This window comes from Corynebacterium evansiae (assembly GCF_027570065.1).
GTDB classification, from domain to species: Bacteria; Actinomycetota; Actinomycetes; order Mycobacteriales; family Mycobacteriaceae; genus Corynebacterium; species Corynebacterium evansiae.
This window is the reverse complement of the sequence record NZ_JAKMUT010000006.1, coordinates 1-23808: the sequence shown is the minus strand read 5'-3', so window position 1 is coordinate 23808 and position 23808 is coordinate 1. Positions and strand designations below refer to the sequence as shown.

Annotated in this window: 19 protein-coding genes and 1 pseudogene; 10 read left to right on the top strand and 10 right to left on the bottom strand. The window is 62.4% G+C overall.

The genetic code is table 11. From position 1 onward, the window contains the following. The first annotated feature begins 300 nt into the window (after nucleotides 1-300). The gene (gene trpD, locus L8V00_RS07205) at nucleotides 301-1404 is read left to right on the top strand and encodes an anthranilate phosphoribosyltransferase (protein WP_034986469.1); all 1104 of its coding nucleotides are present in this window, start codon (nucleotides 301-303) and stop codon (nucleotides 1402-1404) included. 102 nt (nucleotides 1405-1506) lie between these two features. On the opposite strand, the gene ctaF is transcribed toward trpD, so the two are convergent. The 3 genes from ctaF to L8V00_RS07190 all read right to left on the bottom strand — a co-directional run bounded on the left by ctaF (nucleotide 1507) and on the right by L8V00_RS07190 (nucleotide 5109). Then, a complete protein-coding gene (gene ctaF, locus L8V00_RS07200) occupies nucleotides 1507-1938 on the bottom strand; it encodes an aa3-type cytochrome oxidase subunit IV (RefSeq protein ID WP_034986467.1) in 432 nt (143 codons plus the stop codon). Between the two features lie 41 nt (nucleotides 1939-1979). Further along, complete coding sequence (gene ctaC, locus L8V00_RS07195; RefSeq protein ID WP_070488946.1) at nucleotides 1980-3089, bottom strand: aa3-type cytochrome oxidase subunit II; 1110 nt, start codon at nucleotides 3087-3089, stop codon at nucleotides 1980-1982. Nucleotides 3090-3348: 259 nt separating this feature from the next. After that, nucleotides 3349-5109, bottom strand: coding sequence for a pyruvate dehydrogenase (locus L8V00_RS07190; RefSeq protein ID WP_070488944.1), 1761 nt, complete (start codon nucleotides 5107-5109; stop codon nucleotides 3349-3351). Nucleotides 5110-5316: 207 nt separating this feature from the next. On the opposite strand from L8V00_RS07190, the gene asnB reads away from it, so the two are divergent. Continuing rightward, nucleotides 5317-7254, top strand: coding sequence for an asparagine synthase (glutamine-hydrolyzing) (asnB, locus tag L8V00_RS07185; protein WP_269944626.1), 1938 nt, complete (start codon nucleotides 5317-5319; stop codon nucleotides 7252-7254). Between the two features lie 149 nt (nucleotides 7255-7403). On the opposite strand, the gene L8V00_RS07180 is transcribed toward asnB, so the two are convergent. Then, on the bottom strand, nucleotides 7404-7748 hold the full coding sequence (locus L8V00_RS07180; RefSeq protein WP_034972061.1) for a HesB/IscA family protein: 345 nt from the start codon (nucleotides 7746-7748) through the stop codon (nucleotides 7404-7406). Nucleotides 7749-7933: 185 nt separating this feature from the next. Here L8V00_RS07180 and L8V00_RS07175 point away from each other — a divergent pair, with 185 nt between their 5' ends. Then, a complete protein-coding gene (locus tag L8V00_RS07175; RefSeq protein ID WP_049049551.1) occupies nucleotides 7934-8662 on the top strand; it encodes a DUF3043 domain-containing protein in 729 nt (242 codons plus the stop codon). 10 nt (nucleotides 8663-8672) lie between these two features. Beyond that, the gene (locus L8V00_RS07170) at nucleotides 8673-9677 is read left to right on the top strand and encodes a nicotinate-nucleotide--dimethylbenzimidazole phosphoribosyltransferase (RefSeq protein WP_070488938.1); all 1005 of its coding nucleotides are present in this window, start codon (nucleotides 8673-8675) and stop codon (nucleotides 9675-9677) included. Here L8V00_RS07170 and L8V00_RS07165 read toward each other — a convergent pair. Next, nucleotides 9644-10843 carry a branched-chain amino acid aminotransferase gene (locus tag L8V00_RS07165; protein ID WP_269944625.1) on the bottom strand — a complete coding sequence of 400 codons (1200 nt, stop codon included), beginning with the start codon at nucleotides 10841-10843 and terminating at the stop codon, nucleotides 9644-9646. The two genes, L8V00_RS07170 and L8V00_RS07165, sit on opposite strands and share 34 nt — an antisense overlap. Nucleotides 10844-10990: 147 nt before the next feature. On the opposite strand from L8V00_RS07165, the gene L8V00_RS07160 reads away from it, so the two are divergent. Beyond that, nucleotides 10991-12694: a leucyl aminopeptidase gene (locus tag L8V00_RS07160; RefSeq protein WP_035006110.1), complete on the top strand. Its 1704-nt coding sequence runs from the start codon at nucleotides 10991-10993 to the stop codon at nucleotides 12692-12694. A 64-nt stretch (nucleotides 12695-12758) separates the two neighbouring features. Here the strand turns inward: L8V00_RS07160 and L8V00_RS07155 are convergent, their stop codons facing one another. Next, nucleotides 12759-13154: a hypothetical protein gene (locus L8V00_RS07155; protein WP_035006112.1), complete on the bottom strand. Its 396-nt coding sequence runs from the start codon at nucleotides 13152-13154 to the stop codon at nucleotides 12759-12761. A gap of 187 nt (nucleotides 13155-13341) precedes the next feature. Here L8V00_RS07155 and sucB point away from each other — a divergent pair, with 187 nt between their 5' ends. The 4 genes from sucB (at nucleotide 13342) to L8V00_RS07135 (ending at nucleotide 18873) form a co-directional block, all read left to right on the top strand. Further along, nucleotides 13342-15570: a 2-oxoglutarate dehydrogenase, E2 component, dihydrolipoamide succinyltransferase gene (sucB, locus tag L8V00_RS07150; RefSeq protein WP_269944624.1), complete on the top strand. Its 2229-nt coding sequence runs from the start codon at nucleotides 13342-13344 to the stop codon at nucleotides 15568-15570. Nucleotides 15571-16206: 636 nt separating this feature from the next. Further along, nucleotides 16207-16929, top strand: a complete 723-nt coding sequence (gene lipB, locus L8V00_RS07145; protein ID WP_269944623.1) for a lipoyl(octanoyl) transferase LipB — start codon at nucleotides 16207-16209, stop codon at nucleotides 16927-16929. Between the two features lie 63 nt (nucleotides 16930-16992). After that, on the top strand, nucleotides 16993-18042 hold the full coding sequence (lipA, locus tag L8V00_RS07140; protein ID WP_269944622.1) for a lipoyl synthase: 1050 nt from the start codon (nucleotides 16993-16995) through the stop codon (nucleotides 18040-18042). Nucleotides 18043-18093: 51 nt separating this feature from the next. Further along, nucleotides 18094-18873 (top strand): DUF4191 domain-containing protein, encoded by a 780-nt coding sequence (locus L8V00_RS07135; protein ID WP_269944621.1) that lies wholly within the window; start codon nucleotides 18094-18096, stop codon nucleotides 18871-18873. 3 nt (nucleotides 18874-18876) lie between these two features. On the opposite strand, the gene L8V00_RS07130 is transcribed toward L8V00_RS07135, so the two are convergent. Beyond that, a complete protein-coding gene (locus L8V00_RS07130) occupies nucleotides 18877-19353 on the bottom strand; it encodes an RDD family protein (RefSeq protein WP_269944620.1) in 477 nt (158 codons plus the stop codon). Nucleotides 19354-19506: 153 nt separating this feature from the next. On the opposite strand from L8V00_RS07130, the gene glnA reads away from it, so the two are divergent. Continuing rightward, entirely contained in the window at nucleotides 19507-20943 is a 1437-nt protein-coding gene (gene glnA / locus L8V00_RS07125; protein ID WP_269944619.1) for a type I glutamate--ammonia ligase, read from the top strand. Between the two features lie 866 nt (nucleotides 20944-21809). Here the strand turns inward: glnA and L8V00_RS10070 are convergent. From L8V00_RS10070 to L8V00_RS07110, 3 genes and pseudogenes are all read right to left on the bottom strand, one after another. After that, nucleotides 21810-22352 carry a restriction endonuclease gene (locus tag L8V00_RS10070; RefSeq protein ID WP_237744777.1) on the bottom strand — a complete coding sequence of 181 codons (543 nt, stop codon included), beginning with the start codon at nucleotides 22350-22352 and terminating at the stop codon, nucleotides 21810-21812. A 120-nt stretch (nucleotides 22353-22472) separates the two neighbouring features. Beyond that, a pseudogene (locus tag L8V00_RS10065) lies at nucleotides 22473-22730 on the bottom strand (winged helix-turn-helix domain-containing protein); the annotation flags it as partial. A gap of 15 nt (nucleotides 22731-22745) precedes the next feature. Then, nucleotides 22746-23808 (bottom strand): type ISP restriction/modification enzyme (locus L8V00_RS07110; RefSeq protein ID WP_338027545.1); only part of this gene is annotated, 1063 nt, incomplete at its 5' end.

The following is a 23808-nucleotide window of genomic DNA, read 5'->3' as shown; positions in this document are numbered from 1 at the left end:
GGTTAGTGGGAACTTTTCCAGCCCCGTATCCGACGAGTCACATAACGACAGGTCACATGCCACTTTCGTCAAGGGCTGACACACCAAGCACCCCACTATGGGGTTAGCCACCCGGTATCCCCGGGAACTCCCCCGACGGCCAATCTCTCGGAGCCGATCCCTAGGGGCGTCACTACCCAAAGGCTTCCGAGCTCCTCCGCACCTAATAGACTGGTTAGTACAGCAACCATTTGCAACCATCTACTTCATTGTGCCGATGCGCGGCACAGGTCCCTGACAGAGAGGTGCGTCGAAGCAGCCATGTCCCCCACTACCCCACGTCCCGCAGAAACCAGCGGCCTTAGCCCCGAGCAGCTACCGCCGAGCTACTTCACCTGGCCCGGCCTGCTCGGGCGACTCGGCAAGGGCCAGGAGCTCAGCGAGGCTCAGGTTCGCTGGGCGATGAACGAGATCATGGAGGGCAACGCTACCGACGCGCAGATCGCCGCCTTTGCCTTCGGCATCCGCGTGCGTGGCATCACCGCCGCCGAGCTGGCCGCCGCCGCCGAGACGATGACGAGCTTCGCCACCCCGGTTGACTTCTCGGACGTCCCCAACTGTGTGGACATCGTGGGCACGGGCGGCGACGGCCACCACACTGTCAACATTTCCACCATGGCTTCCTTCGTGGTCAGCGCCGCGGGCGTGCCGGTGGTTAAGCACGGCAACCGCGCCGCCAGCTCCAAGTGCGGCGGTGCAGACATGTTGGAGGCCCTGGGCTTGGACATCGAGCGCTCCCCCGAGGCCATCCGCCAAGATGCGCACGAGACGGGCTTCGCCTTCATGTTTGCAAAGACTTACCACCCGGCGATGCGCTTCGCCGGCCCCGTGCGCAGCCAGCTGGGCGCCCCCACCATCTTCAACCTGCTGGGCCCCATGACCAACCCCGCGTACCCGAAGTTCGGCCTGATCGGCTGCGCTTTCAAGGAGTTCATGCCCATCATGGGCGGCGCGTTCGCCCGCCAAGGCAGCCGCGTTCTCGTGGTGCGGGGCATGGATGGCATGGACGAGATCTCTGTGTGCACTCCTACCGAGGTCGTTACTGTGGACGCCAACGGCCGCACCGGCGAGGAGGTCATTAACCCTCGCAACGTCGGCCTCGACTTCTACGAGGACGGCAGCCTGGTCGGCGGCGACGCACAGTACAACGCGGACGTGGCCGTGCGCCTGATGAAGGGCGAGATCTCCGGCGCTATCAAGGATGCTGTCTTGATCAACGCCGCTGGCGCCCTGACGGCCGTGCGAGGCTGGGAGGAGAAGGGCTTCCAGGAGACTCTGCGCGAGCAGGTGCAAATCGCCCGCGAGGCTTTGGAATCCGGTGCCGCCCTCAAGCAAATGGAAAAGATCGTAGGCAAAGAGTTCTAGCCAGGTGGCGCCCGAGGGCGTCACCAAATAGAAAAAGAACTCCCCCTCCGTTCCCAGTCCTAAAGACTGGCGGAGGGGGAGTTTCTAGTGAAGTGTGAAGTTTTAGTGCTTCTCCGGCGGCAGGCCGTACTGCAGGTTCAGCATCGTGGTTGCCCAGATCAGCATGACCGCGCCGAAGGCAACCAGCCACAGGTGCCACCAGGCCAGGCCGGCGCCCATCACGACGATGGAGACGGTCATCCAGAAAGGCCAGATGGAGCTTGCGGAGAAGAAGCCCAGCACGCCAGCGCCGTCCTCGATCTCTGCCTCTTCCCAGTCGTCCGGGCCGATGTCGGTCTTGGAGGCGGTCAGGTGGAGGTAACCACCGAGCATGAAGGCCAGCAGGGTGGCCATGACCAGGCCGGTGCCACCAGCCCACTCAACGCCCATCACGTTGCCCGCGTCCTTCACGGAGGAGGTGACGATGAAGTAGAACACCGTGACCACAACGAAGAAGGTACCGAGGCCGTAGAAAAGCTTTGCACCAGAGTTCATTTGCTTATCTCTCTTCCTTAATTAACCTTGCGCTCCGCTTCCTAAGCGGCGTTGCGGTCCTTGTAGTTCTCGTTCGGAGTACGGGTGCCGGTGCGGTCGGACTCGAACGGGTGGGTGGAGGTTGCGTAGCCTTCCTCGCCGATGGCCTTCAGAGCCTCAGAGTTCGGAGCCTCCGGGTTGTCCTTGCGGAACTGGATGTACTGCTCGAACTTCTCCGGGGAGACGACGCGCAGCTCGAAGTTCATCATTGCGTGGTAGGTACCGCACATTTCAGCACAGCGGCCGACGTATGCGCCTTCCTCGTCGATGGACTCAACCTGGAAGCGACGCTCGGAACGGTTCTCGCTCGGGTGCGGGAACACGTCACGCTTGAACAGGAACTCCGGGATCCAGAAGGAGTGGACAACGTCAGCGGAAGCCAGATCGAACTCGATGGCGGTGCCGGACGGAACGACCAGAACCGGGATCTCCTGAGTGGTGCCCACGGTCTCGATCTTGTTGTAGTTCAGGTAGCTGAGGTCATCCTTGGAGTTGCCGTGGATCGGGCCCGGGATCTGGTCGCCGTGCTCGTCCAGGTTCTCCGCAGGCTTCTTGGACTCCTCTGCGCGAGCCTGTGCCTTCTCGTCGACACCCTTGTACTCCTGGCCACCGTTCAGCTCTGCAGCGATCTCCCGGTAGCCGAACTTCCAGTTCCACTGGTAGCCGGTCACGTCGACGACGACCTTCGGATCCTTGTCCAGAGCCGTTGCGCGGTCCTGCGCCTGAACGTTGAAGAAGAAGAGGCCACAGACGATCAGAACCGGCAGGGTGGTCAGAACCAGCTCCAGCGGAACGTTGTAGCCGGTCTGGCGCGGGAACTCGTCCTCGCCGCGCTTCTCAGCCTTCTTGGCGCTAGACCTACCCATGTTCACAAACAGCAGCACCCACATGATGATGCCGATGATCCAGGCGACGACCCAGACCCACACCCACAGGTTGCCCATTTCCTTGGACTCCGGGGTGATGCCCTTCGGCCAGCCCATGCGCAAGAAGTTAAAGAAACCGTTCTCCGGCGGGGCGACAGTACAGCCGGAGAGAACCAGGCCAGCTAGGCCCAGTACACCGGCGAGGCCAATACGGCGAGTCAAACCGTGCTTATTTCGCTGTTCCACGCGAGTTTGCCTTCCTCATTCACACGTCACTTTGCGTTGTAGGCCTTGAGGTCTGCCGCGCGCCTGCAGTTCGCGCGCGATAGATAGACCTACAACCACTTCACTTAAAGAACCTTAGACCATTAACAGGACATTGCCACCATCGCGGAAGCGGAATTTCCCTTTTCGGGGTTGGCAGCTACCCACATTGCCCCCACACGGGTTAGGCGGGAGCCCGCGCAGTGCGTGACTCCCGCCTTTGTGGGGGTTTTGGGGTGTTCTAGAACTTGTTCATCTCGATCACTCCGGCACCACCGATGTTGCGCAGGTTGGCGCGGGCCAGGTCGACCATGCGCCCCACGCCACCCTCGAATACGGTGCGCGTTGCGGAGCGGGAGAAGCCCATCATCATTTCCCAGGTGATGTTCGGCGGCAGGCTCAGCGCGTTCGGGTCGGTAACCACGTCCACCAGCACCGGGCCGTCGTAGGCCAGAGCTTCCTTAATGCCACTCTCCACGTCCGCCGGATCCTCAATGCGGATCGCCTTAATTCCGATGGCTTCCGCGATCTTGGCGAAGTTCACGTGCTCGTGGTCGGTTTCGTGCTCGGGCAGGCCGGCGACCATCATCTCCAGCTTCACCATGCCCAGCGAGGAGTTATTAAAGACCACAATGTTGACCGGCAGGTCGTGCAGCTTGGCGGTCAGCAGCTCGCCCATGAGCATCCCCAGGCCGCCATCGCCGGAGAAGGAGATCACCTGTCGGTCGCGGTCCGCGGCCTGCGCACCCAGTGCCTGCGGCAGCGCATTGGCCATGGTGCCGTGGCGGAAGGAGCCAATTTCTTCACGCTTGCCGTTCGGCGTGATGTAGCGGGCACCCCAGACGTTGCACATGCCGGTATCGATGGTGAAGATGGCATCCTCGGCGGCCAGGCGGTCGATCGTGTCCGCCACGTATTCCGGGTGGATGGGCTTCGACTTGCCCGCCTTCTTGGTGTAGGCGTCCACCACGTGGTTCAGCGCCCGCGCATGGTTGCGCAGCTGCTTATCCAGGAAGCTGCGGTCGGTCTTCTCCTCGATGTGCGGCAGGATCGTGTCGATCACCGCCCCGACGTCGCCGACCACCGGGTAGTTGATGGTGGTGCGGCGGCCGATGTGGGAGCCGTCGATGTCGACCTGCGCGACGTTGCCAGTAGGCAGGAAGTCGGTGTACGGGAAGTCGGTTCCCAGCAGAATCAGCAGGTCAGCGTCGTACATCGCCTCGCGCGCCGCACCGTAGCCCAGCAGCCCGGACATGCCGACGTCGAACGGGTTGTCGTATTGGATGTGCATCTTGCCGCCGAAGGCGTGGCCGACCGGGGACTTAATCTTCTCTGCGAGCTCGAGCACTTGCTCTCGAGAATTTTTGACGCCCTCACCGCAGAACAAAGTGACGGTCTCGGCATCATTGATGGCCTTCGCCAGGCGGGCTGCTTCCTCGGCATCCGGGTACAGCACGGGGCGCCCCTTGGCGTACACCGAGTCGATGAAGCCTTCCTCCTCGATTTCCTGGGAGGATACGTCGCCGGGAATGACCAGCACGCTAACGCCGTTGCCGGCCAGCGTGGACTGGATGGCGTGGTGCAGCACCTTTGGCCCCTGTGCTGCGGAGTTCACCATCTCGCAGTAACCGGAGCACTCCTGGAAGATCTGCTCCGGGTGGGTCTCCTGGAAGAACTGGCTGCCGATCTGCACGCTCGGGATGTGGGAGGCAATGGCCAGCACCTTCGCACCGTTGCGGTGGGAATCATAGAGGCCCTGGATCAGGTGGGTATTGCCCGGGCCGCAGGAGGCGGCGCATACGGCCAGTTCGCCGGTGACGAGGGATTCCGCACCGGCGGCGAAGGCCGCGGCTTCCTCGTTGCGAACGTGGATCCATTCAATGGAGGACTGGCGAACCTCGTCGACGATCGGGTTAAGGCTATCGCCCACCAGCCCGAAGATTCGCTTGACGCCCTGCTTCTCTAGAGTCTTTACCAGCTGTGATGCGAAATTTTTTGCCATGGCTCCCAGGCTACGCGGAGCTACGGACCAGCGCATGGATCGCTGTACAGTCTCACAGAAGCGGATTTATGTAATGCACATCACTCAGTCGCTAGATGGCCCGTGTGCTCAATAACCCCGTGTGCTCAATAACTCAGTCTTAAAACGGTCTGCTCCCCGCCGTGGCAACTAGCCCACCTCTACCCCTCCCGCGTAAAGTCAGAACGCATGTGTGGATTGCTTGGAATCATTGCGGCGAACGGCGCCGCGGAAAATTTCGTTGAGGCTGTAGAGGGCGCACTCCCCTGCATGCACCACCGTGGCCCGGACGACAGTGGCACGTGGCACGACCAAGACGTCGTGTTCGGCTTCAACCGACTATCCATCATCGACTTGGAGCACTCGCATCAGCCCCTGCAGTGGGGCCCGGAGGGCGAGGCGGACCGCTACGCGCTGACCTTCAATGGCGAGATCTACAACTACGTCGAGCTGCGCGAGGAGCTCAAGGAAGCTGGCTATACCTTTAATACTGAGGGCGACGGCGAGACCATCGTGGTGGGCTTCCACCACTGGGGCGCCGACGTGGTGAACCACCTGCGCGGCATGTTCGCCTTCGCGGTGTGGGATTCCAAGGAAAAGAAGCTGTTCCTGGCCCGCGATCAGTTCGGCATCAAGCCGATGTACGTCGCCACCACCGAGGCGGGCACCGTCTTCGCCTCGGAGAAGAAGTGCATCCTGTCGATGGCGGAAGAGCTGGGTCTGAACCTGGATCTGGATATCCGCGCCATTGCGCACTACACGGATCTGCAGTACGTCCCGGAGCCGGAGAGCCTGCATAAGCACATTCGCCGCCTGGAATCCGGCAGCTACGGCTTTGTAACCCCCGGCGGGAAGATCGAGGAAACCCGCTGGTTCGAGCCGCGCTTCCCGGTCAAGAAGGTCGCGGCCGGCGACGAGGAAGCCGTGTTCCAGCGCATCGCCGAGGCCCTGGAGGACTCCGTGGCCAAGCACATGCGCGCGGACGTCACGGTCGGTTCCTTCCTCTCCGGCGGCATCGACTCCACCGCCATCGCCGCGCTGGCCAAGCGTCACAACCCGGATCTGCTGACCTTCACCACCGGCTTCGAGCGCGAGGGCTACTCCGAGGTCGACGTGGCCGCGGAGTCCGCCGCCGCCATCGGCGCCGAGCACATCGTTAAGGTGGTCAGCCCGGAGGAATACGCCGAGGCAATCCCGAAGATCATCTGGTACCTGGACGATCCGGTGGCCGACCCGTCGCTGGTTCCGCTGTACTTCGTGGCGCAGGAGGCCCGCAAGCACGTCAAGGTGGTGCTCTCCGGCGAGGGCGCCGACGAGCTCTTCGGCGGCTACACCATCTACAAGGAACCACTGAGCCTGGCGCCTTTCGACAAGATCCCCTCCCCGCTGAAGCGCGTGCTGTCCAGCGTGGGCAACGCGCTGCCCGAGGGCATGCGCGGTAAGTCCCTGCTGCAGCGCGGCACCATGCCGATGGAGGATCGCTACTACGGCAACGCGCGCTCTTTCAACTACCAGCAGCTGGAGCGCGTGCTGCGCGAGATCCGCCCCGAGTGGGATCACCGCGAGGTCACGGCGCCGATCTACGCGAAGTCCAAGGACATGGACCCGGTCGCCCGCATGCAGCACCTGGATCTGTTCACCTGGATGCGCGGCGACATCCTGGTGAAGGCCGACAAGATCAACATGGCAAACTCCCTGGAACTGCGCGTGCCGTTCCTGGATAAGGTCGTCTTCGACGTGGCGGAAACCCTCCCCCACGAGCTCAAGATCTCCCACGGCACCACCAAGTACGCTCTGCGCAAGGCACTGGAGCGCATCGTTCCCCCGCACGTTCTGCACCGCAAGAAGCTGGGCTTCCCGGTGCCGATGCGCCACTGGCTGGCCGGCGACGAGCTCTACGACTGGGCCAAGGAGAACATCGAGGCCTCGCAGACCGACCACATCTTCAACAAGGCAGAGGTCCTGAAGATGCTGGACGAGCACCGCGTGGCGATGAATACCGGCTCCGGCCCGGACCACTCCCGCCGACTGTGGACCGTCATCGCATTCATGGTCTGGCACGGCATCTTCGTCGAGGATCGCATCGATCCGCAGATCGACCAGCGCCAGTACCCGGTCAACCTTTAGAGCCCGCCCCTAGAGCCCACGTCTAGAGCCCGCCGCCCCGCTCTAGACGCTAGAGACCCGAAAACGCCCCCGAGGGAATTCATCCCTAGGGGGCGTCACTAACTAAAAGGGCTCAGTTCCGCTCGATCCGCTAGAACTGCGAGAGCCGCTTAGCTGAAGGAATCGCCGCAGGCACAGGAGCCGGAAGCGTTCGGGTTGTCGATGGTGAAGCCCTGAGACTCGATGGTGTCCGCGAAGTCGATCTTCGCACCCATCAGGTACGGGGAGGACATGCGATCCACAACCAGGTTCACACCCTCGTACTCGTCCACCAGATCGCCGTCCAGGGAACGATCATCGAAAAACAGCTGGTAGCGCAGGCCAGCACAACCGCCCGGCTGCACTGCGATGCGCAGGGAAAGATCGTCGCGGCCTTCCTGTGCCAGCAGGGCGCTTGCCTTCTGCTGGGCGGCCTCGGTCAGCTCCACACCGGTGACCTTCTCTGGAGCAGTCATGTTGGTCCTCCTCAATAAATGACCGAATTCTTGAAATGGCTTTGCTCACAAGCTACGCCTCATTGTTCCACAACGCCACTGCCCTCTTGGGTTATTCCCGCGCCAACGATTTTTCTCCGCGTTCCCGCGCCAGCGTTGTTAGTTTTGTTCCCCTGCCCTCCTGCTCTAGCCTGTTACATGTGAAAATGCCATGGAAGAAGCAGGAAACGGTCGCCGACTCAGCCGAGGATCAGGCCTCGCCGCAGGATGCCAATGCGTCGGCTGAGGTAGACAGCGACGCAGACGGTGGCGTCACTAAGGAAAAGAACTCCAAGGCCTTTACCCCGAAGAAGGGCAAGGCCACCCCGAAGCGCAACGAGCAGGAGCGCAAGCACGGCGTGCGCCGCAGCGCCTACACCGCTCCCGCCACCCCGGGCGAGGCGCGCAAGCAGCGCAAGGAGCTCAAGGCCTCCATGTCCAAGGAAGAATACAAGGCCATGAAGCAGCGCAAGAAGGACGAGGCGAACCGCGAGCGGCGCCGCGCCAACCAGCGCATGATGGCCGGCGACGAGGATTACCTCATGGATCGCGACAAGGGGCCGGAGAAGCGCTTCGTCCGCGACTGGATTGATTCCCGCCGCTACATGATGAACTTCTTCCTGCCGCTGGCGCTGCTGGTCATCGTCATCATGATCTTCGGCATGTCCAACCCGAACATCGCCAACCTGGCTTCGCTGGTGATGATGGTCGTGTTCCTCATCATGATCGGTGAGGGCATTTGGCTCGGCCGCCGCATTAACCGCGAGGTCAACGAGCGCTTCCCGAACAACCCGCACGGCAAGTTCAGCCTGGGTCTGTATGCGTTCACCCGCGCCACGATGATCCGTCGCCTGCGCACCCCTGCCCCGCAGAAGCAGATCGGCGACAGCGTTTAGACTAAACCCCATGGCTTCTACGACCTCCGCCCCGAACTTCCCGTCTATCGTCCCGCCGGACGAGGCCACGCGCAGTCGAGCCGAGCAGCTCCGCACCACCGCGCCGACGAAGGCCGGCATTCCGGTTGGCTCGCTGGGCAGGCTGGAAGAGGTCGCCACCTGGATCGCCGCCTGCCAGGGTTCCGCCCCCGCCGACGTTTTGAACGCGGCGCGGATGGTTGTGGTTACCGGCGAGCACGGGGTGGCCGAGGCGCACCCGGAGATCTCCGCCCTGCCCGCCGACTTCAATGCCCAGGTGCGCCAGAACCTGGCCGATGCCGCCGCCCCGGTTGTGGATGCCTGCAGGTCGGCACGGGTTTCTCTTTCTATTATTGACGCCACGTTGGGCACCCCCTCCGGTTCCATCGACACCGCGGACGCCTTAAGCCCCGAGGACTATGTAAGGCACCTGCAGCGCGGCATGCGTTTCGCCGACCAGGAGGCGGACAAGGGCACGCAGGTGCTGCTGCTGGGTGATCTGGGGCGTGGGCTGACCACGGTGGCCGCTGCGGTGATCGGCAGCGTGTGCAGCGTGGAGCCGGTGAAAATCATCGGCCGGGGTTCCGGCATCGACGACGAGGCGTGGAAGACGAAGGTGGCGGTGATCCGCGATGCGATGTTCCGCGTGCGCGATGACAAGGCGGTGGCCTCGCGGGTGCTGCAGCAGATCGGCTCGGCCGACCTGGTGGTGATGGCGGGGATTCTGGCGCAGGCGGCGGTGCGCCGCACGCCTGTGATTTTCGACGGCGTGGGGGCGGCTGCGGCGGCACTGTGCGCGCAGATGCTGGCGCCGGGGGCCGCCGCGTGGTGGCTGGCGGCTTCGGCGGGCACGGAGCCCGCTGCCCTCCCGGCGCTCAATGCGCTGGGCCTGGAGCCACTGCTGGATTTGCAGCTCGGCACCGGCCAGGGGCTGGGCGCCGTCCTGGCCTTGCCGATGGTGCGTTACGCGGTGGCTGCCTGCTCCACCAGCGTGTAGAGCCAGCCGTGCTTGTCGGCGACGCGGCCGTTCTGGATGCCCGTCAGCTGCTCGCGCAGGCGCATGGTCACCGGACCGGTCTGGCCGCCGTTGACCTGGAATTCGCCGGACTCGTCCTTCACAGTGCCGACCGGGGTGACGACGGCTGCGGTGCCGCAGGCGAAGGCCTCGGTCATGGCGCCGGACTGTGCGGCTTCCTTCCACTCGTCAGTGGAGATGCGGCGCTCCTCCACCTTGTAGCCCAGGTCGCGCGCCAATTCCAGCAGGGAGAGGCGGGTAACGCCCGGCAGTAGCGAGCCGGAGAGTTCCGGGGTGACTAGCGTGACATTTTCGGCGCCTGCGCCGGCTGCCTCGCCTTCGCCCCCGTTTTCGCTGCCGAAGACGAACGCCAGGTTCATGCCGCCCATCTCCTCGATGTACTTGTGCTCGGTTGCGTCCAGCCAGACAACCTGGTCGCAACCTTCCTTCTCCGCGGAGGCCTGCGCCGCCAGGGAGGCCGCGTAGTTACCGGCGAACTTCGCAGCGCCGGTGCCGCCGGGGGCTGCGCGAGTGTAGTCGGTGGACAGCCACACGCTCACCGGGTTGATGCCGCCGGAGAAGTAGGCGCCCGCCGGGGAGGCGATCACGAAGAAGGTGTAGCTGCTGGCCGGGTGCACGCCCAGGCCGACTTCGCGGGAGATCATGAACGGGCGCAGGTACAGGGATTCCTCGCCGCCGCCCTGCGGAACCCAACGCTGGTCGATGTCCACGATCTGGCGGAGGGATTCCAGGAACAGCTCTTCCGGCAGCTCCGGCATGGCCATGCGGGCGGCGGAGTTCTGGAAGCGGCGGGCGTTCTGCTCCGGGCGGAAGGTGACGATCTTGCCACCTTCACCGCGATATGCCTTCAGACCCTCAAAGATGGCTTGGCCGTAGTGGAACACGCTGGATGCTGGGTCCATCTGGATCTGCTGGTAGGGCTCCACGCGGGCGTTGTGCCAGCCCTCTTCTGTGTTCCAGTCGATGGCGACCATGTGGTCAGTGAAGTACTTGCCGAAGCCGGGTGCAGAGAGAATCTCAGCGATCTTGTCGTCGGTCACCGGGTTCTGGGTGCGGGTGACGCTGAACTCCACCTGGGAGCTCTGCTGGGCCTTTGGGGTCTGGGGGTTTGCCTCTGGAGTAGTCATGTGTCCCAGACTACTCTGCCGTTCCACAAAAGTGTGAGGGGGCTAACAATTTCTCGGGGGGATCACTCCCGCCGGTCTGCCAGCAGGCGAATCTGGGTAGAGTGAAACCAGCGAACGACCATTTTAGAAGGAGCAGTCGATACCCCTATGACCGCCACCAACTCTTCCTCCCCCATCGCCGGCCTGCCGTCCCGCGGTTTCGTCCCGCAGATGTCGCTGGTCCACACCGATTCCACTCTCGAGGACAGCGGCACCGCCACCCCGTCGGTCATCGACACGCTGGTCATCCCGGTCTTCGAAGGTGAGGCTGGTCTGGAGCTCACTGGTGCTCCTATTGACGCCCTCACGGCCGAGCAGCAGCTGGAAATGTGGAAGCTGCTTATCTCCGTCGGCGCCAAGGGCACTGCTGGCGAGGTGACGGTGGTTCCTAACCTCTCGGCCGAGCGCCGCAGCGAGGTCGTCTCCACCGGCAACCTCTCCGCCCAGGTGCAGGAATCCACCGTGGAGCCGGAGACCGCCGAGGGGCTCGTCGAGGCCGGCGCTGGATCCACCGGCCCGGAGAAGATCCTGGCAATCGGTATGGGGCCGGCCGATGAGGTGTCGGCGGAGGACGTCCGCGTGGCCGCAGGCGTGGCGTCCCGAAGCATCAAGAAGCCCGAACAACAAGAGGGCCAAGATAAGGGCGAGGCGCGCGGCGCCCGAGTGGTGAGCGCCCTGGGTCTGCTGGGTGCGGAGGCCGCGCTGGTCGGCCACGCGCTGGGCGCCTACGAGTACCGGGGGCTGAAGACGGCCGAGCACACCCCGGCGATCGAGTCGATTGAGGTGCTGACCGGCGAGGATCCGGCAGACACCCTGGAGCACGCGCAGGCCACCGTGCGGGCAGTGGCGCTGGCACGTGACCTGGTGAACACCCCGTCGAACGTGCTGTACCCGGAAAGCTACGCGGGCATTATCGCGGAGGCTGCACAGCACACGGACGTGACGGTGGAGGTGCTCGACGAGGCCGCTTTGGAGGAGCAGGGCTTCGGCGGAATCCTGGGCGTGGGTCAGGGTTCGGCGCGCGGGCCGCGCCTGGTGCGCCTGGACTACAATCCGGACAAGATCGCCGAGGATTCCCCGCACGTGGCGCTGGTCGGCAAGGGAATCACCTTCGATACCGGCGGAATTTCCCTGAAGCCGCCGGCGAAGATGTGGAACATGATCTCCGACATGGGTGGCTCCGCGGCCGTCGTCGCAGCGGTGATCGCCGCAGCTGAGCTAAACATTCCGGTGCGGGTGACGGCCACCGTCCCGCTGGCGGAGAACATGCCCGGCGGGGAGGCAACCCGCCCTGGCGACGTGCTGCGCCACTACGGCGGCACCACCACCGAGGTGCTGAACACCGACGCGGAGGGCCGCCTGGTGCTGGCCGATGCCATCGTCCGCGCCTGCGAGGACAACCCGGACTATCTGATCGAAACCGCCACCTTGACTGGTGCGCAGATGGTGGCTCTGGGCGACCGCACGCCGGGCATCATGGGCTCGATGGATTTCCGCGACCGCGTGGCGATGATCTCCCAGCGCGTGGGCGATGCCGGCTGGCCGATGCCGCTGCCCGCGGAGCTGGGCGAGGCGCTGAAGTCGGACGTGGCGGACATCAAGAACATCTCCGGCAACCGCTGGGGTGGCATGTCCGTGGCAGGCCACTACCTGAAGAACTTCGTGGCCGAGGGCGTGCAGTGGGTGCACATTGACGTCGCTGGCCCGGCCTACAACGACGGCGCGGCGTACGGCTACACCCCGAAGCGGGCCACCGGCTCGCCGGTGCGCACCATCATCGCCGCGCTGGAGGATATTGCGCTGAAGGGCTAGGCGAGCCGGGCCGCGCTTGCCCGCGGCTCGCGCTCACCTGCGCGGGGCGGGCCGGGGCTAGGCGCTACTCCCCCTGCTCGGCGCGGCGTTGCTCAAACTGCGCGCGCCGTTCGCGCTGCTCCAGGCGCTTCTTGATCAACCGATCCCGCTCGATGCGATCCCGCATGCGCTGCGGGTATCCGGTCTCCTCCGCGAAATACAGGGGAATGCCGACCGACTGGGCCACCTTGTCGATACCCTTCGGCCCGCCGATGCGGCGGCGCGTCCACTCCCCCTCGCTGTCGACCAGCACCACGGACATCTCGTTGACGATGGTTTCCGGCTCCACAAAACCCTCCACACCCTTGCGGGTTCCGGCCCACTGCTGCAGGTAGGCCAGGTCCTTGGAGCGGATGGTCTCCCCCGGCGCACGCGGCGGTCGGGTGGAAGTATTCTTGTTCCGGCCGAAAAGATTAAACACGTTAGCCAATTCTAGTTCACATACCCGGCGGTTCCCCAAAGGTGCGCGGAGGCGGTGAGGGGGCGTCATAAATAGATAAGGGCGAGGGGGCGCTCGGCGGAGCGACGGCAAGGCGCGTAGACTTATGTAGTATTTCAACCAAATAACCACAGCTGATTTCCGTTTAGCTTGAGGAGCTTCAAACACCATGGCGTACTCCGTCGAAATGCCCGAACTGGGCGAGTCCGTAACCGAGGGCACCGTTACTCAGTGGCTGAAGAAGGTCGGAGACAAGGTCTCCGTCGACGAACCGTTGCTGGAGGTATCGACCGACAAGGTTGATACGGAGATCCCGTCCCCCGCAAGTGGTGTGCTGCTGAAGATCATCGCCGAGGAAGACGACACTGTGGACGTCGGCGCCGTCATCGCCGAGATCGGTGAGGAGGGCGAAGAGCCTTCTGGTTCTGACGCCGACAGCTCCAGCGACGACGATTCCAGCAACGCTGCCGAGGAGTCCGGTTCTGCGGAGTCCGAGTCCGGCTCCGATGACTCTGAGTCTGAGTCCTCTGACAACTCTGGCTCCGGTTCCGGTTCTGGTTCCGGCGAGGCCGAGGACGTCACCATGCCGGAGCTGGGCGAGTCCGTCACCGAGGGCACCATCACCCAGTGGCTGAAGAGCGTCGGCGACAAGGTTGAGGTCGACGAACCGCTGCTCGAGGTCTCCACCGACAAGGTCGACACCGAGATCCCGTCCCCGGTCGCTGGCACCCTGGTGGAGATCCTGGCCAACGAGGACGACACGGTCGACGTCGGCGAGGTCATCGCCCGCATCGGCGACGAGAACGCCGCTACTTCCGGTTCCTCCGACTCCGGTTCCGATTCTTCCGAGTCCGATGAGTCCGCTGATTCCTCCGATTCCAGCGAGTCCGAGTCCGACTCCAGCGAGTCTGACTCCTCCGACGACTCTGAGTCCAAGTCCTCTGACAACTCTGGTTCTGGCTCCGCTTCCGGCGAGGCCGAGGACGTCACCATGCCGGAGCTGGGCGAGTCCGTCACCGAGGGCACCATCACCCAGTGGCTGAAGAGCGTCGGCGACAAGGTTGAGGTCGACGAGCCTCTGCTGGAGGTCTCCACCGACAAGGTCGACACCGAGATCCCGTCCCCGGTCGCTGGCACCCTGGTGGAGATCCTGGCCAACGAGGACGACACGGTCGACGTCGGCGAGGTCATCGCCCGCATCGGCGACGAGAACGCCGCCAAGTCCGGCTCCTCCGATTCCTCCGACTCCGGTTCCTCCAAGTCCGACGAGTCCGCCTCCGAGGACAAGACCGAGAAGTCTGAGAAGTCCGAGGACAAGGCCGAGCCGAAGGCGGAGGAAAAGAAGGCTGAGGCTAAGCAGGCCGAGGAGAAGGCCGAGGTCAAGACTGAGGCAAAGTCCGAGTCCAAGTCTGACTCCAAGTCCTCCAAGCCGGCTGCAAAGCAGTCGAAGCCTGCCGAGGGCAACCTCCCCTACGTCACTCCGCTGGTACGCAAGCTGGCTGATAAGCATGGCGTCGATCTGTCGAGCGTCGAGGGAACCGGCGTCGGCGGCCGTATCCGTAAGCAGGACATCCTGGCCGCAGCAGAAGGCACCTCCGCTTCCGGCTCCTCCGCGAAGTCCGCTTCCCCGGCTGGCCCGCGCGCATCTTCCTACAAGGTGGACCCGGCCAAGCAGGAGCTGCGCGGCACCGTCAAGAAGGTGAACCGCATCCGCGAGATCACTGCGAAGACCACCCTGGATTCCCTGCACGCTGCAGCTCAGCTGACGCAGGTCCACGAGGTCGACATGACTCGCGTTGCCGAACTGCGCAAGGCCAACAAGCAGGCCTTCGCCGACAAGCACGGTGTGAACCTGACCTACCTGCCGTTCTTCGCGAAGGCAGCGGTCGAGGCTCTGATCTCCCACCCGAACGTCAACGCTTCCTACAACGCGAAGACCAAGGAGATGACCTACCACGAGCAGGTCAACCTGGGCATTGCTGTCGACACGGAGGCTGGCCTGCTGAGCCCGGTCATCCACGATGCGCAGGACATGTCCCTGCCGGAGCTGGCCAAGGCCATCGTCGACATTGCTGACCGCGCGCGCAACAAGAAGCTGAAGCCGAACGACCTGTCCGGCGGCACCTTCACCATCACCAACATCGGTTCCGAGGGCGCCCTGACCGACACCCCGATTCTGGTTCCGCCGCAGGCTGCCATGATCGGCACCGGCGCCATCGTGAAGCGCCCGGTGGTGCTGAGTGAGGACGAGGGCGAGGCTATCGCCATCCGCCAGATGGTCTTCCTGCCGATGACCTACGATCACCAGGTCATCGACGGCGCCGACGCAGGCCGCTTCATGTCCACCCTGCGTGACCGCCTGGAGAACTCGGACTTCACCGAGGACCTGGAGCTCTAAGTTAGGTTCTAGCTGCAGCCAGGCTGGCTGGCAATACTGGCTGCAGCCGGCTAATACCAGTCGCCAACTGACCAGGCGAAACGCCGACCCCGCTTCCCGCGGGGTCGGCGTTCTGTGTTGTTGGGTGCAGTAGCCCCAGGCAGGAGCTCCGGATATTATCCCCGGGCAGCGGCTCCGGATATCCCCCCCCCGGAGGCTTCCATTCCACCAGCCTCAAACCCAATACCCGTCTCCAAGCCGCCCTCTCACCTCAAAAATCCCTCTCGAGCAGCCTCCCAGTCCCTCAAATGTCGCTAGATCGAGAAGACGTTAAAGACAATGAGTTGCATCTGCACAAAAATGCAGGTCAGAGAGTTTCGCCAAAGCTGATTCCGGCTTCAGTTTTGACTAATTCCCGATTCAGCGACATTCGAGGGTATTTGGCGCGCGCCAGCCGCCGGAGGCACCAGTATCAACGTCACCACCTGACACATCCAGCACCATCAGAAACTTCAACCTCAGCGGCGGTAGCGCCCGGAGGCTGCGGAACAGCGCCCAGCACCACCATCTGGCACCGGGGCGCCAGCATCAGCACCACCATCTGGCACCCGGCAGCACCCAGCAGCACCACAGAACCACTGGAGTATCATCGTCACCATGGGATTCCAGCAAGGCAGCATCCGCAAAGCAAACATTGGCGCCAACACCAGCACCCCAGCCGCAGACATCGACATCCGTGACCTCGGCACCGTGGACTACGAGGACACTTGGCACCTCCAGGCGGACCTCGCCGCCCAGCGCGCCGAAGAGAAAATCCCAGACACCATCCTCCTACTCCAGCACCCGCCGACGTACACTGCCGGCAAGCGCACCGAGGATTCCGACCGCCCCACCAACGGCCTGCCAGTCGTCGACGTCGACCGCGGAGGCCGCATCACCTGGCATGGTCCTGGCCAGCTGGTCGCATACCCCATCATCAAGCTGGCCGACCCGGTGGACGTGGTCGATTATGTCCGCCGCCTGGAGCAGGCGCTGATCCAGACTTGTGAAGATCTTGGTCTGCACGGCACCGGCCGCGTAGAGGGGCGTTCGGGAGTGTGGCTGCCTGCGGGCGTCATTAATAACGAGCTTAAGCCCGCACGTAAGATCGCCGCGATCGGCATTCGCGTGACGCGCGGCGTGACCATGCACGGAGTGTCCCTGAACTGCGACAACACCATGGATTATTACGACCACATTGTGCCTTGTGGGTTGGCGGACGCGGGTGTCACGACGCTCACCGAGGAGCTGGGGCGCGATGTTAGTGTTTCTGACGCCTACTCGTCCCTCGCCCGCAATCTCGTTGATGCTTTGAACGGCGACTTGCCGGTGCATTCTTAGGTGCATTCCTAGGGAAAAACCCGAGGTGGATTCCTATGCGGCACCCAGCGTAGGCTAGTCGGCATGAGTGTGACCGCAGATGGACGCCGGATGCTCCGCATCGAGGCGAAGAATGCCGAAACCCCCATCGAGTCGAAGCCTCGGTGGATCCGCACGACCGCGAAGGTCGGCCCGGAGTATCGGGATATTAAGAATCGCGTGAAGGGCGCTGGCCTGCACACCGTGTGCCAGGAGGCTGGCTGCCCGAACATCAACGAGTGCTGGGAGGACCGCGAGGCGACGTTCCTCATCGGCGGCGATACGTGTTCCCGCCGTTGTGACTTCTGCCAGATTAAGTCCGGCCGCCCGTCCCCGCTGGATATGGACGAGCCGCGTCGCGTGGCGGAGAATGTCCGCGAGATGGGCCTGCGCTACGCCACCATCACCGGCGTGACGCGCGACGACCTGGATGATGAGGGCGCGTGGCTGTACGCCGAGGTTGTGAAGAAGATTCACGAGCTGAACCCGAACACTGGTGTGGAGAATCTGACGCCCGATTTTTCCAACCGCCCGGAGCTGCTGAAGGTCGTCTTTGATTCTCAGCCGGAGGTGTTTGCCCACAACTTGGAGACGGTTCCGCGCATCTTTAAGCGCATCCGCCCGGCCTTCAAGTACGACCGTTCCCTGGAGGTCATTCAGGCAGCGCACGATTACGGCCTGGTGACGAAGTCCAACCTGATCCTGGGCATGGGCGAGGAAAAGGAAGAGGTCCGCGCTGCCATTAAGGACCTGGCGGACGCTGGCGCCGACATTCTGACGATTACCCAGTACCTGCGCCCGTCCTCCATGCACCACCCGATTGAGCGTTGGGTGAAGCCGGAGGAGTTCATGGAGCACTCCGACGCAGCCTACGAGCTGGGCATCAAGGCTGTTATGTCCGGCCCGTTGGTGCGTTCCTCTTACCGCGCTGGTCGCCTGTACGCGCAGGCAAAGCAGGCTCGCGGCGAGGCTATTCCGGAGAACCTGAAGCACCTGGAGGAGACTCTGGATTCCACCACGTCGCAGGAGGCCTCTACCCTGCTGGAGCGCTACGGCGCTTCGGAGGACACGCCGGTCACCGCGTCGCGCCGCTAACGCGGCGGGGCACTTTCGCCCCGCCTTTATTCATGCCTTATTGTTGAATCCATGGCGAAGGATAAAAAGGACGTAAGGGTCAAGGAAGAAAAGAAGGCAGCTAAGGCCGCGAAGAAGGAGCAGCGCAAGCAGACGCGCTCCCAGCTGTGGCAGGCCTTCAAGCTGCAGAAGGGCCGGGATAAGAAGCTTATCCCGTTCATGGTTCTGGCCTTCCTGATTCCCGTAGTGCTGATGCTGCTGCTCAGCCTGGTTTTCGGCTGGTGGTGGCTGAACCTGATCGTGGGCATCTTGATCGGCGCGATGACGGCGATGTGGGTGTTCTCCCGCCGCTTGCAGTCCGGCGTGTATGACCAGATTGAGGGCGAGGCCGGAGCCGCCGCATGGGCTTTGTCCAACATGCGTGACGGTGTGGGCATGAAGTGGATTACGGAGAACGGCGTGGCGTCCAACACCCACATGGACGCAGTGCACCGCGTGGTAGGCACCCCCGGCATTGTGCTGGTCGGCGAGGGTGCACCGCACCGCCTGAAGCCGATGATGGCGCAGGAGCGCAAGAAGCTCGCGCGCATTGTGGGCAAGACCCCGATCTACGACGTGGTCGTCGGCGACGGCGAGGGCCAGGTGCCGGTGAAGAAGCTGCAGAACCACCTGATGCGCCTGCCGCGTAACATCAAGAAGAATGAGGTGGACGCCCTCAATTCCCGCGTCGAATCGATCTCGCGGCTAAACAACCCGAGCAACAACATGCCGAAGGGTCCGATGCCGAAGGGCGCGAAGATGTCCGGCATGAACCGCCGCGCCCGCCGTGCGGCACAGCGCGGAAAGAAGTAACGCTTAGCGGCTGCGGATGACGGCCGTGCCGGTGGCGCGATCGTGCATTCCGCGGCCGTCAGTGTCTTGAATAATCGGGGGGAAGAGGAAGACCGTCAGCAGCGTGCGGACGACCGAGCGCCACAGGCCCACGCGCTCGTCGGGCTTGTCGATGCGCGCCACGCCGATGCCCACGATGGCGTGCCCCGGCGACTGGGCGAATAGCCAGACGGTCAGGATGCGCCAGATGATGAAGAAGATCATCGAGGCGCTGGCGGTATCACCAAGCGCGTCAGTCATGGAGACGGTGAACCAGGCCAGGCCGTAGCAGGCCAGCCAGTCGATCAGTAGTGCACCCAGCCGGGGGAACAAGGGGGACAGTGAGCCCGAGCCTTCTTTGGGCAACCCCAAGCGGGCGCCGGGGTACGGACTGAGGTCGGCGAGGTCTTCGTTTTCGCCTGGTACAAGGGGGCCTTCAAGCCAGCTACGCGATTCACTCATGATGGTCTAGAGCCTAGCTGGCTGTTAGTTTGTGGCACAATTTTGTAAATTTTTACCTGAATCGTCGCCCAGTATGCGTAGGATCGATTGTGTTGCTTTTATATATTGTCGCAACGGTTTGAGATTCCAACTGCAAGGAACGGAAGAAATACAGTGTCATTTAAGACCGCAGAAGAAGTTGCCAAGTACATCAAGGACAACGACGTCGAGTTCGTGGACGTTCGCTTTACCGATGTGCCCGGTATCGAGCAGCACTTCACCATTCCGGCTTCGGAATTCGATGAGGATGCTATGGAAGAGGGCCTGGCTTTCGACGGCTCTTCTATCCGTGGCTTTACCACCATCGAAGAGTCGGATATGAACCTGCTGCCGGACCTGGCGACCGCCAAGATCGATCCGTTCCGCAAGGCCAAGACGCTGAACGTGAAGTTCTTCGTTCACGACCCTTTTACCCGCGAGCCGTTCTCCCGCGACCCGCGTAACGTTGCCCGCAAGGCGGAGCAGTATCTGGCCTCCACGGGCATTGCGGATACCTGCTTCTTCGGTGCGGAGGCAGAGTTCTACCTCTTCGACTCCGTCCGCTACGAGGCGGAGACCAACCGTGCTTTCTACGAGCTGGATTCCGTCGAGGGCTGGTGGAACCGTGGCGCAGAGGTCAACCCGGATGGCTCCACCAACCTGGGCTACAAGACCCGCATGAAGGGTGGCTACTTCCCTGTCGCTCCGTACGACCACTACCAGGATCTGCGCGACGATATGTCCCGCAACCTGACGAACGCTGGTTTCAAGCTGGAGCGCGCGCACCACGAGGTCGGCACCGGCGGCCAGCAGGAGATCAACTACGAGTTCAACACCCTGCTGCACGCTGCGGATGACCTGCAGTCCTTCAAGTACATCATCAAGAACACCGCTTGGCAGGCCGGCAAGTCCGCGACCTTCATGCCGAAGCCGCTGGCTGGCGACAATGGTTCGGGTATGCACGCTCACCAGTCCCTGTGGAAGGACGGCGAGCCGCTGTTCTACGACGAGTCCGGTTACGCCGGCCTGTCCGACATTGCCCGCTACTACATCGGCGGCATCCTGAAGCACGCTGGCGCTGTGCTGGCCTTCACGAACCCGACGCTGAACTCCTACCACCGTCTGGTTCCGGGCTTCGAGGCTCCGATTAACCTGGTGTACTCGCAGCGTAACCGTTCCGCTGCCGTGCGCATCCCGATCACGGGCTCCAACGCGAAGGCGAAGCGCATTGAGTTCCGCGCTCCGGACCCGAGCGGTAACCCGTACTTCGGCTTCGCTGCGATGATGCTGGCTGGCCTGGACGGTGTGAAGAACCGCATCGAGCCGCACGCTCCGGTCGACAAGGACCTGTACGAGCTGCCGCCGGAGGAGGCTAAGGACATTCCGCAGGCTCCGACCAGCCTGGAGGCTTCCCTGAAGGCTCTGGAGGAGGACAACGAGTTCCTGACTGAGGGTGGCGTGTTCACCGACGACCTGATCGACACCTACATCGCCTACAAGTACGACAACGAGATCGCACCTGTTCGCCTGCGCCCGACGCCGCAGGAGTTCGAGATGTACTACGACTGCTAGGGGCTGCTTTTAGCTGCTCTAGTTTTTGACGCCGTCGGCTGTTCTTTGGCTGGTGGCACAAAGCAAGCGGTGATGACCTGTTAGTTCGCAGGTTGTCACCGCTTTCTTTTTATGACGCCACCTCGTGGATGTCGCTCGAGGGAAGTGATTCACTCGCCCTCTCCCCTGCTTAACAGAACCGGTTGACTTGAAAGCCTCGGCGAGGGACCGATTGCGTCGAACTGAAAATCAAGATGAGAAGTGGTGGGTGAGACCTTAGACTGTGCTTGTCACTCAACGAAAGGCACCACGTGATCACCACTCGTCGTCGCACACTCCTCGCTCCAGTTTTCGCCCTCAGCCTCATCAGTCTTTTCGGCCTCACCGCTTGCGGCAGCGAGGACACAACTGCTGAACCGTCCACCACTACTGTCACCAGCGCTCCTCCCAGCGAGTCCGAAAGCACAGAACCAGAGACCGCCACGGTCACCAGTGCTCCCGAGGACACACCGCCCCCGCCCACCACAGTCACCAGTACGCCGGAGCCCACGCAGCAGAGCAGCCCTGCTGCCGAAGAAAACACGCCGCCAGAGCAGCAGGCTCCAGCTAATCAACCCAGAGCCACTTCTCCAGCGCAGAAGCAGCCACCGATGGGTAATCAGGGTGCGAGCCCCGACTGCCCCGCCTACCTCTGTGGCTACGGTACTGCTCCTAATGGGGCGCCGAACTTAACCAGTGGCGAGACACAACTGCTGGCTCGCTGTAACTCGGGCGAGTACAACGCTCCCCAGGTCTGTGCAAATCTGCGTCTCAAGGCCCAGCGGGCAGGACAGAACTAGCTCGGCACGGCGCCCGATACCCTCCCCCGCTGCAGGTACCCCCGTGAGCTACTCGAAGAAATCCTCATCGATCTCGACGATCTGAACCGTCCGCTTCGTCTGGACGCCAACGCCGTACTTGATCATCAGCTTGGCAAGTAGAGAACCGTCGATAAGCACCACTCGGGACTGGACGGAGTTCGCATAGCTGATTGCCCCGGAACTAAACGACGCGGTTGTGAGGAAAACTCCCTGGGATGCCTGCGCTCCGTGGAGCGCACCGACGAATGCCTGCACGTCCGGGCGACCGATGGCTTTAGACAACTCGTAGCGCTTCGCCTGCACGTAGATGCGAGATAGCCCCAGTGCGTCTTGGTCAATCACACCGTCGATACCGCCATCATTGGATAACTGTGTTCGTGTGGCGCTGCCGAAGGACCCTCCGTAGCCCATAGCCATGAGCAGGTCTAGGACTGCCTGCTCGAAGAAGGCAGGCTCGCGTTGGTGCAAGCGCTTGAGTAGCTCTTCGGCCACCATTTCTTCATTACGCCGCTGCCCCTCCTCCACTTGCTCGAGTGGGGTTAGCTCGGATTCAGTCTGTTCTGGTTCCACGTTAGGCGCTGCAGGATCATGCTGCCTGGGAGTATGAGATCGGAACTTCCGATAGAGCTCCCCGCTTTCAGAACTCAACTCTGCTTCGGTCATGCCATTCGGGTATTTCTCCAGCAATCTGCGCCCTTTATCGGTAATTTTCCAGTGCGCTCTTGCAGGGGAGGAAATCGCTTCTGCTTTGGAGAGGTGGGTGATCGCCCAGTTTCCACGATTTAGATAGCGAGCTTCACCCGATGAAATGGTTACTGCTCGCTCCTCGTCACTGATCTTCATATTGTCGGCCGCCGCCAAGAGGATCTCCCTCCGCTGACGGGTTTCTCCATTCGCTAGCGCCGACAGACAGGGGGTCAGAAACTCATCCCAAGTTCTCGATTTCATTCTTGTTACTCTCCCCTATTTCTCATTCAAAGAGTCGACGATGCGTACTGTCTCCATCGCCACGCGGGTCACACGGCCTATGAGGTCCACGATGTAACGCGGGTTGCCAACTTCGTCTGCCCAGTCGTTAGGGTCATTGACAATGCCGGAAGCCTTATCCTTCTTCACCTGGTAGCGGTCGATCAGCCACGCGATTGCAGAACGAGAACCCAGCATGTACTCATCAGCTTCCGCCGGAATACCGCTAATAGTGACCTGCTTGTTGTAGATCAGCTTGGTGACATCATCGATGTTCTTGCCGGTCTCCGGGTCTCTGCGCTTAGCCCACTTCATCTTGAGCACCCGCCAGGTCTCGCGGTCGGATTCATCACCCTTAACTTGGACATCCAATGGCCATGGCTCGACGTCCTCGTAGTGAACGTGCAGATCCATGAGTTTCTGCCCGGCTGCCGTGAATTTATCGAACTCAGCTCGGGAGCTGGGAGTCTCGATATGCGGCAGCATCTTCTTCAGGTCCGCCGCATACCTGGTGCGGTATTCAGGGTCGTGCAGTTTCCCGTAAACAAAATGGAAGATGTCATCGCCCGTAATGTCTGTACCCAACGCATCACGGTAGATCTTCTTGATCTCGTCGGTGATGTTGTCCTCGCGCACGTAGCCATCGACAACCTCACCAACCTGGCCGTAGATACTGCTTTCACCGTTTACCACAGCGACGCCTTTACCAAACAGTCCGTCATCGGTGGCCTCAACATCACCCCAGGTGAAACGCGGGGAAAACACGCCGTTCTGACCCGCTCCGACCATCTGCACATCCGGGACGAATGCAGTCGATAGCAAGCTAAAATCGGCGGTAGCTCCCACCCCAAGAGAATAGAATCCGATATTCCGGTGCGTCGGCGTTGGAAACACTGACGGCAACAGAGAACGTTCGTGATTCAGCAATGCGTCATAGTAGACATACTGTGCGCAAAATGGCCGGTAGCTTCCCCTCACCACTTTTCCTGTATCAAGCTCAAACTTCTCATTACGGTAAAGCGAGCTTCTTAATGAACGACTCCATTTGATTCGTTGAGTA

What these genes read in the sequence shown, in the direction of transcription:
- L8V00_RS07130 (WP_269944620.1), bottom strand. Translation starts at nt 19,353, where the DNA reads ATGAGTGAATCGCGTAGCTGGCTTGAAGGCCCCCTTGTACCAGGCGAA.
- L8V00_RS07135 (WP_269944621.1), top strand. Translation starts at nt 18,094, where the DNA reads ATGGCGAAGGATAAAAAGGACGTAAGGGTCAAGGAAGAAAAGAAGGCA.
- lipB (WP_269944623.1), top strand. Translation starts at nt 16,207, where the DNA reads ATGGGATTCCAGCAAGGCAGCATCCGCAAAGCAAACATTGGCGCCAAC.
- L8V00_RS07160 (WP_035006110.1), top strand. Translation starts at nt 10,991, where the DNA reads ATGACCGCCACCAACTCTTCCTCCCCCATCGCCGGCCTGCCGTCCCGC.
- trpD (WP_034986469.1), top strand. Translation starts at nt 301, where the DNA reads ATGTCCCCCACTACCCCACGTCCCGCAGAAACCAGCGGCCTTAGCCCC.
- L8V00_RS07165 (WP_269944625.1), bottom strand. Translation starts at nt 10,843, where the DNA reads ATGACTACTCCAGAGGCAAACCCCCAGACCCCAAAGGCCCAGCAGAGC.
- L8V00_RS07180 (WP_034972061.1), bottom strand. Translation starts at nt 7,748, where the DNA reads ATGACTGCTCCAGAGAAGGTCACCGGTGTGGAGCTGACCGAGGCCGCC.
- ctaF (WP_034986467.1), bottom strand. Translation starts at nt 1,938, where the DNA reads ATGAACTCTGGTGCAAAGCTTTTCTACGGCCTCGGTACCTTCTTCGTT.
- L8V00_RS07170 (WP_070488938.1), top strand. Translation starts at nt 8,673, where the DNA reads ATGGCTTCTACGACCTCCGCCCCGAACTTCCCGTCTATCGTCCCGCCG.
- asnB (WP_269944626.1), top strand. Translation starts at nt 5,317, where the DNA reads ATGTGTGGATTGCTTGGAATCATTGCGGCGAACGGCGCCGCGGAAAAT.
- sucB (WP_269944624.1), top strand. Translation starts at nt 13,342, where the DNA reads ATGGCGTACTCCGTCGAAATGCCCGAACTGGGCGAGTCCGTAACCGAG.
- L8V00_RS07190 (WP_070488944.1), bottom strand. Translation starts at nt 5,109, where the DNA reads ATGGCAAAAAATTTCGCATCACAGCTGGTAAAGACTCTAGAGAAGCAG.
- lipA (WP_269944622.1), top strand. Translation starts at nt 16,993, where the DNA reads ATGAGTGTGACCGCAGATGGACGCCGGATGCTCCGCATCGAGGCGAAG.
- L8V00_RS07175 (WP_049049551.1), top strand. Translation starts at nt 7,934, where the DNA reads ATGCCATGGAAGAAGCAGGAAACGGTCGCCGACTCAGCCGAGGATCAG.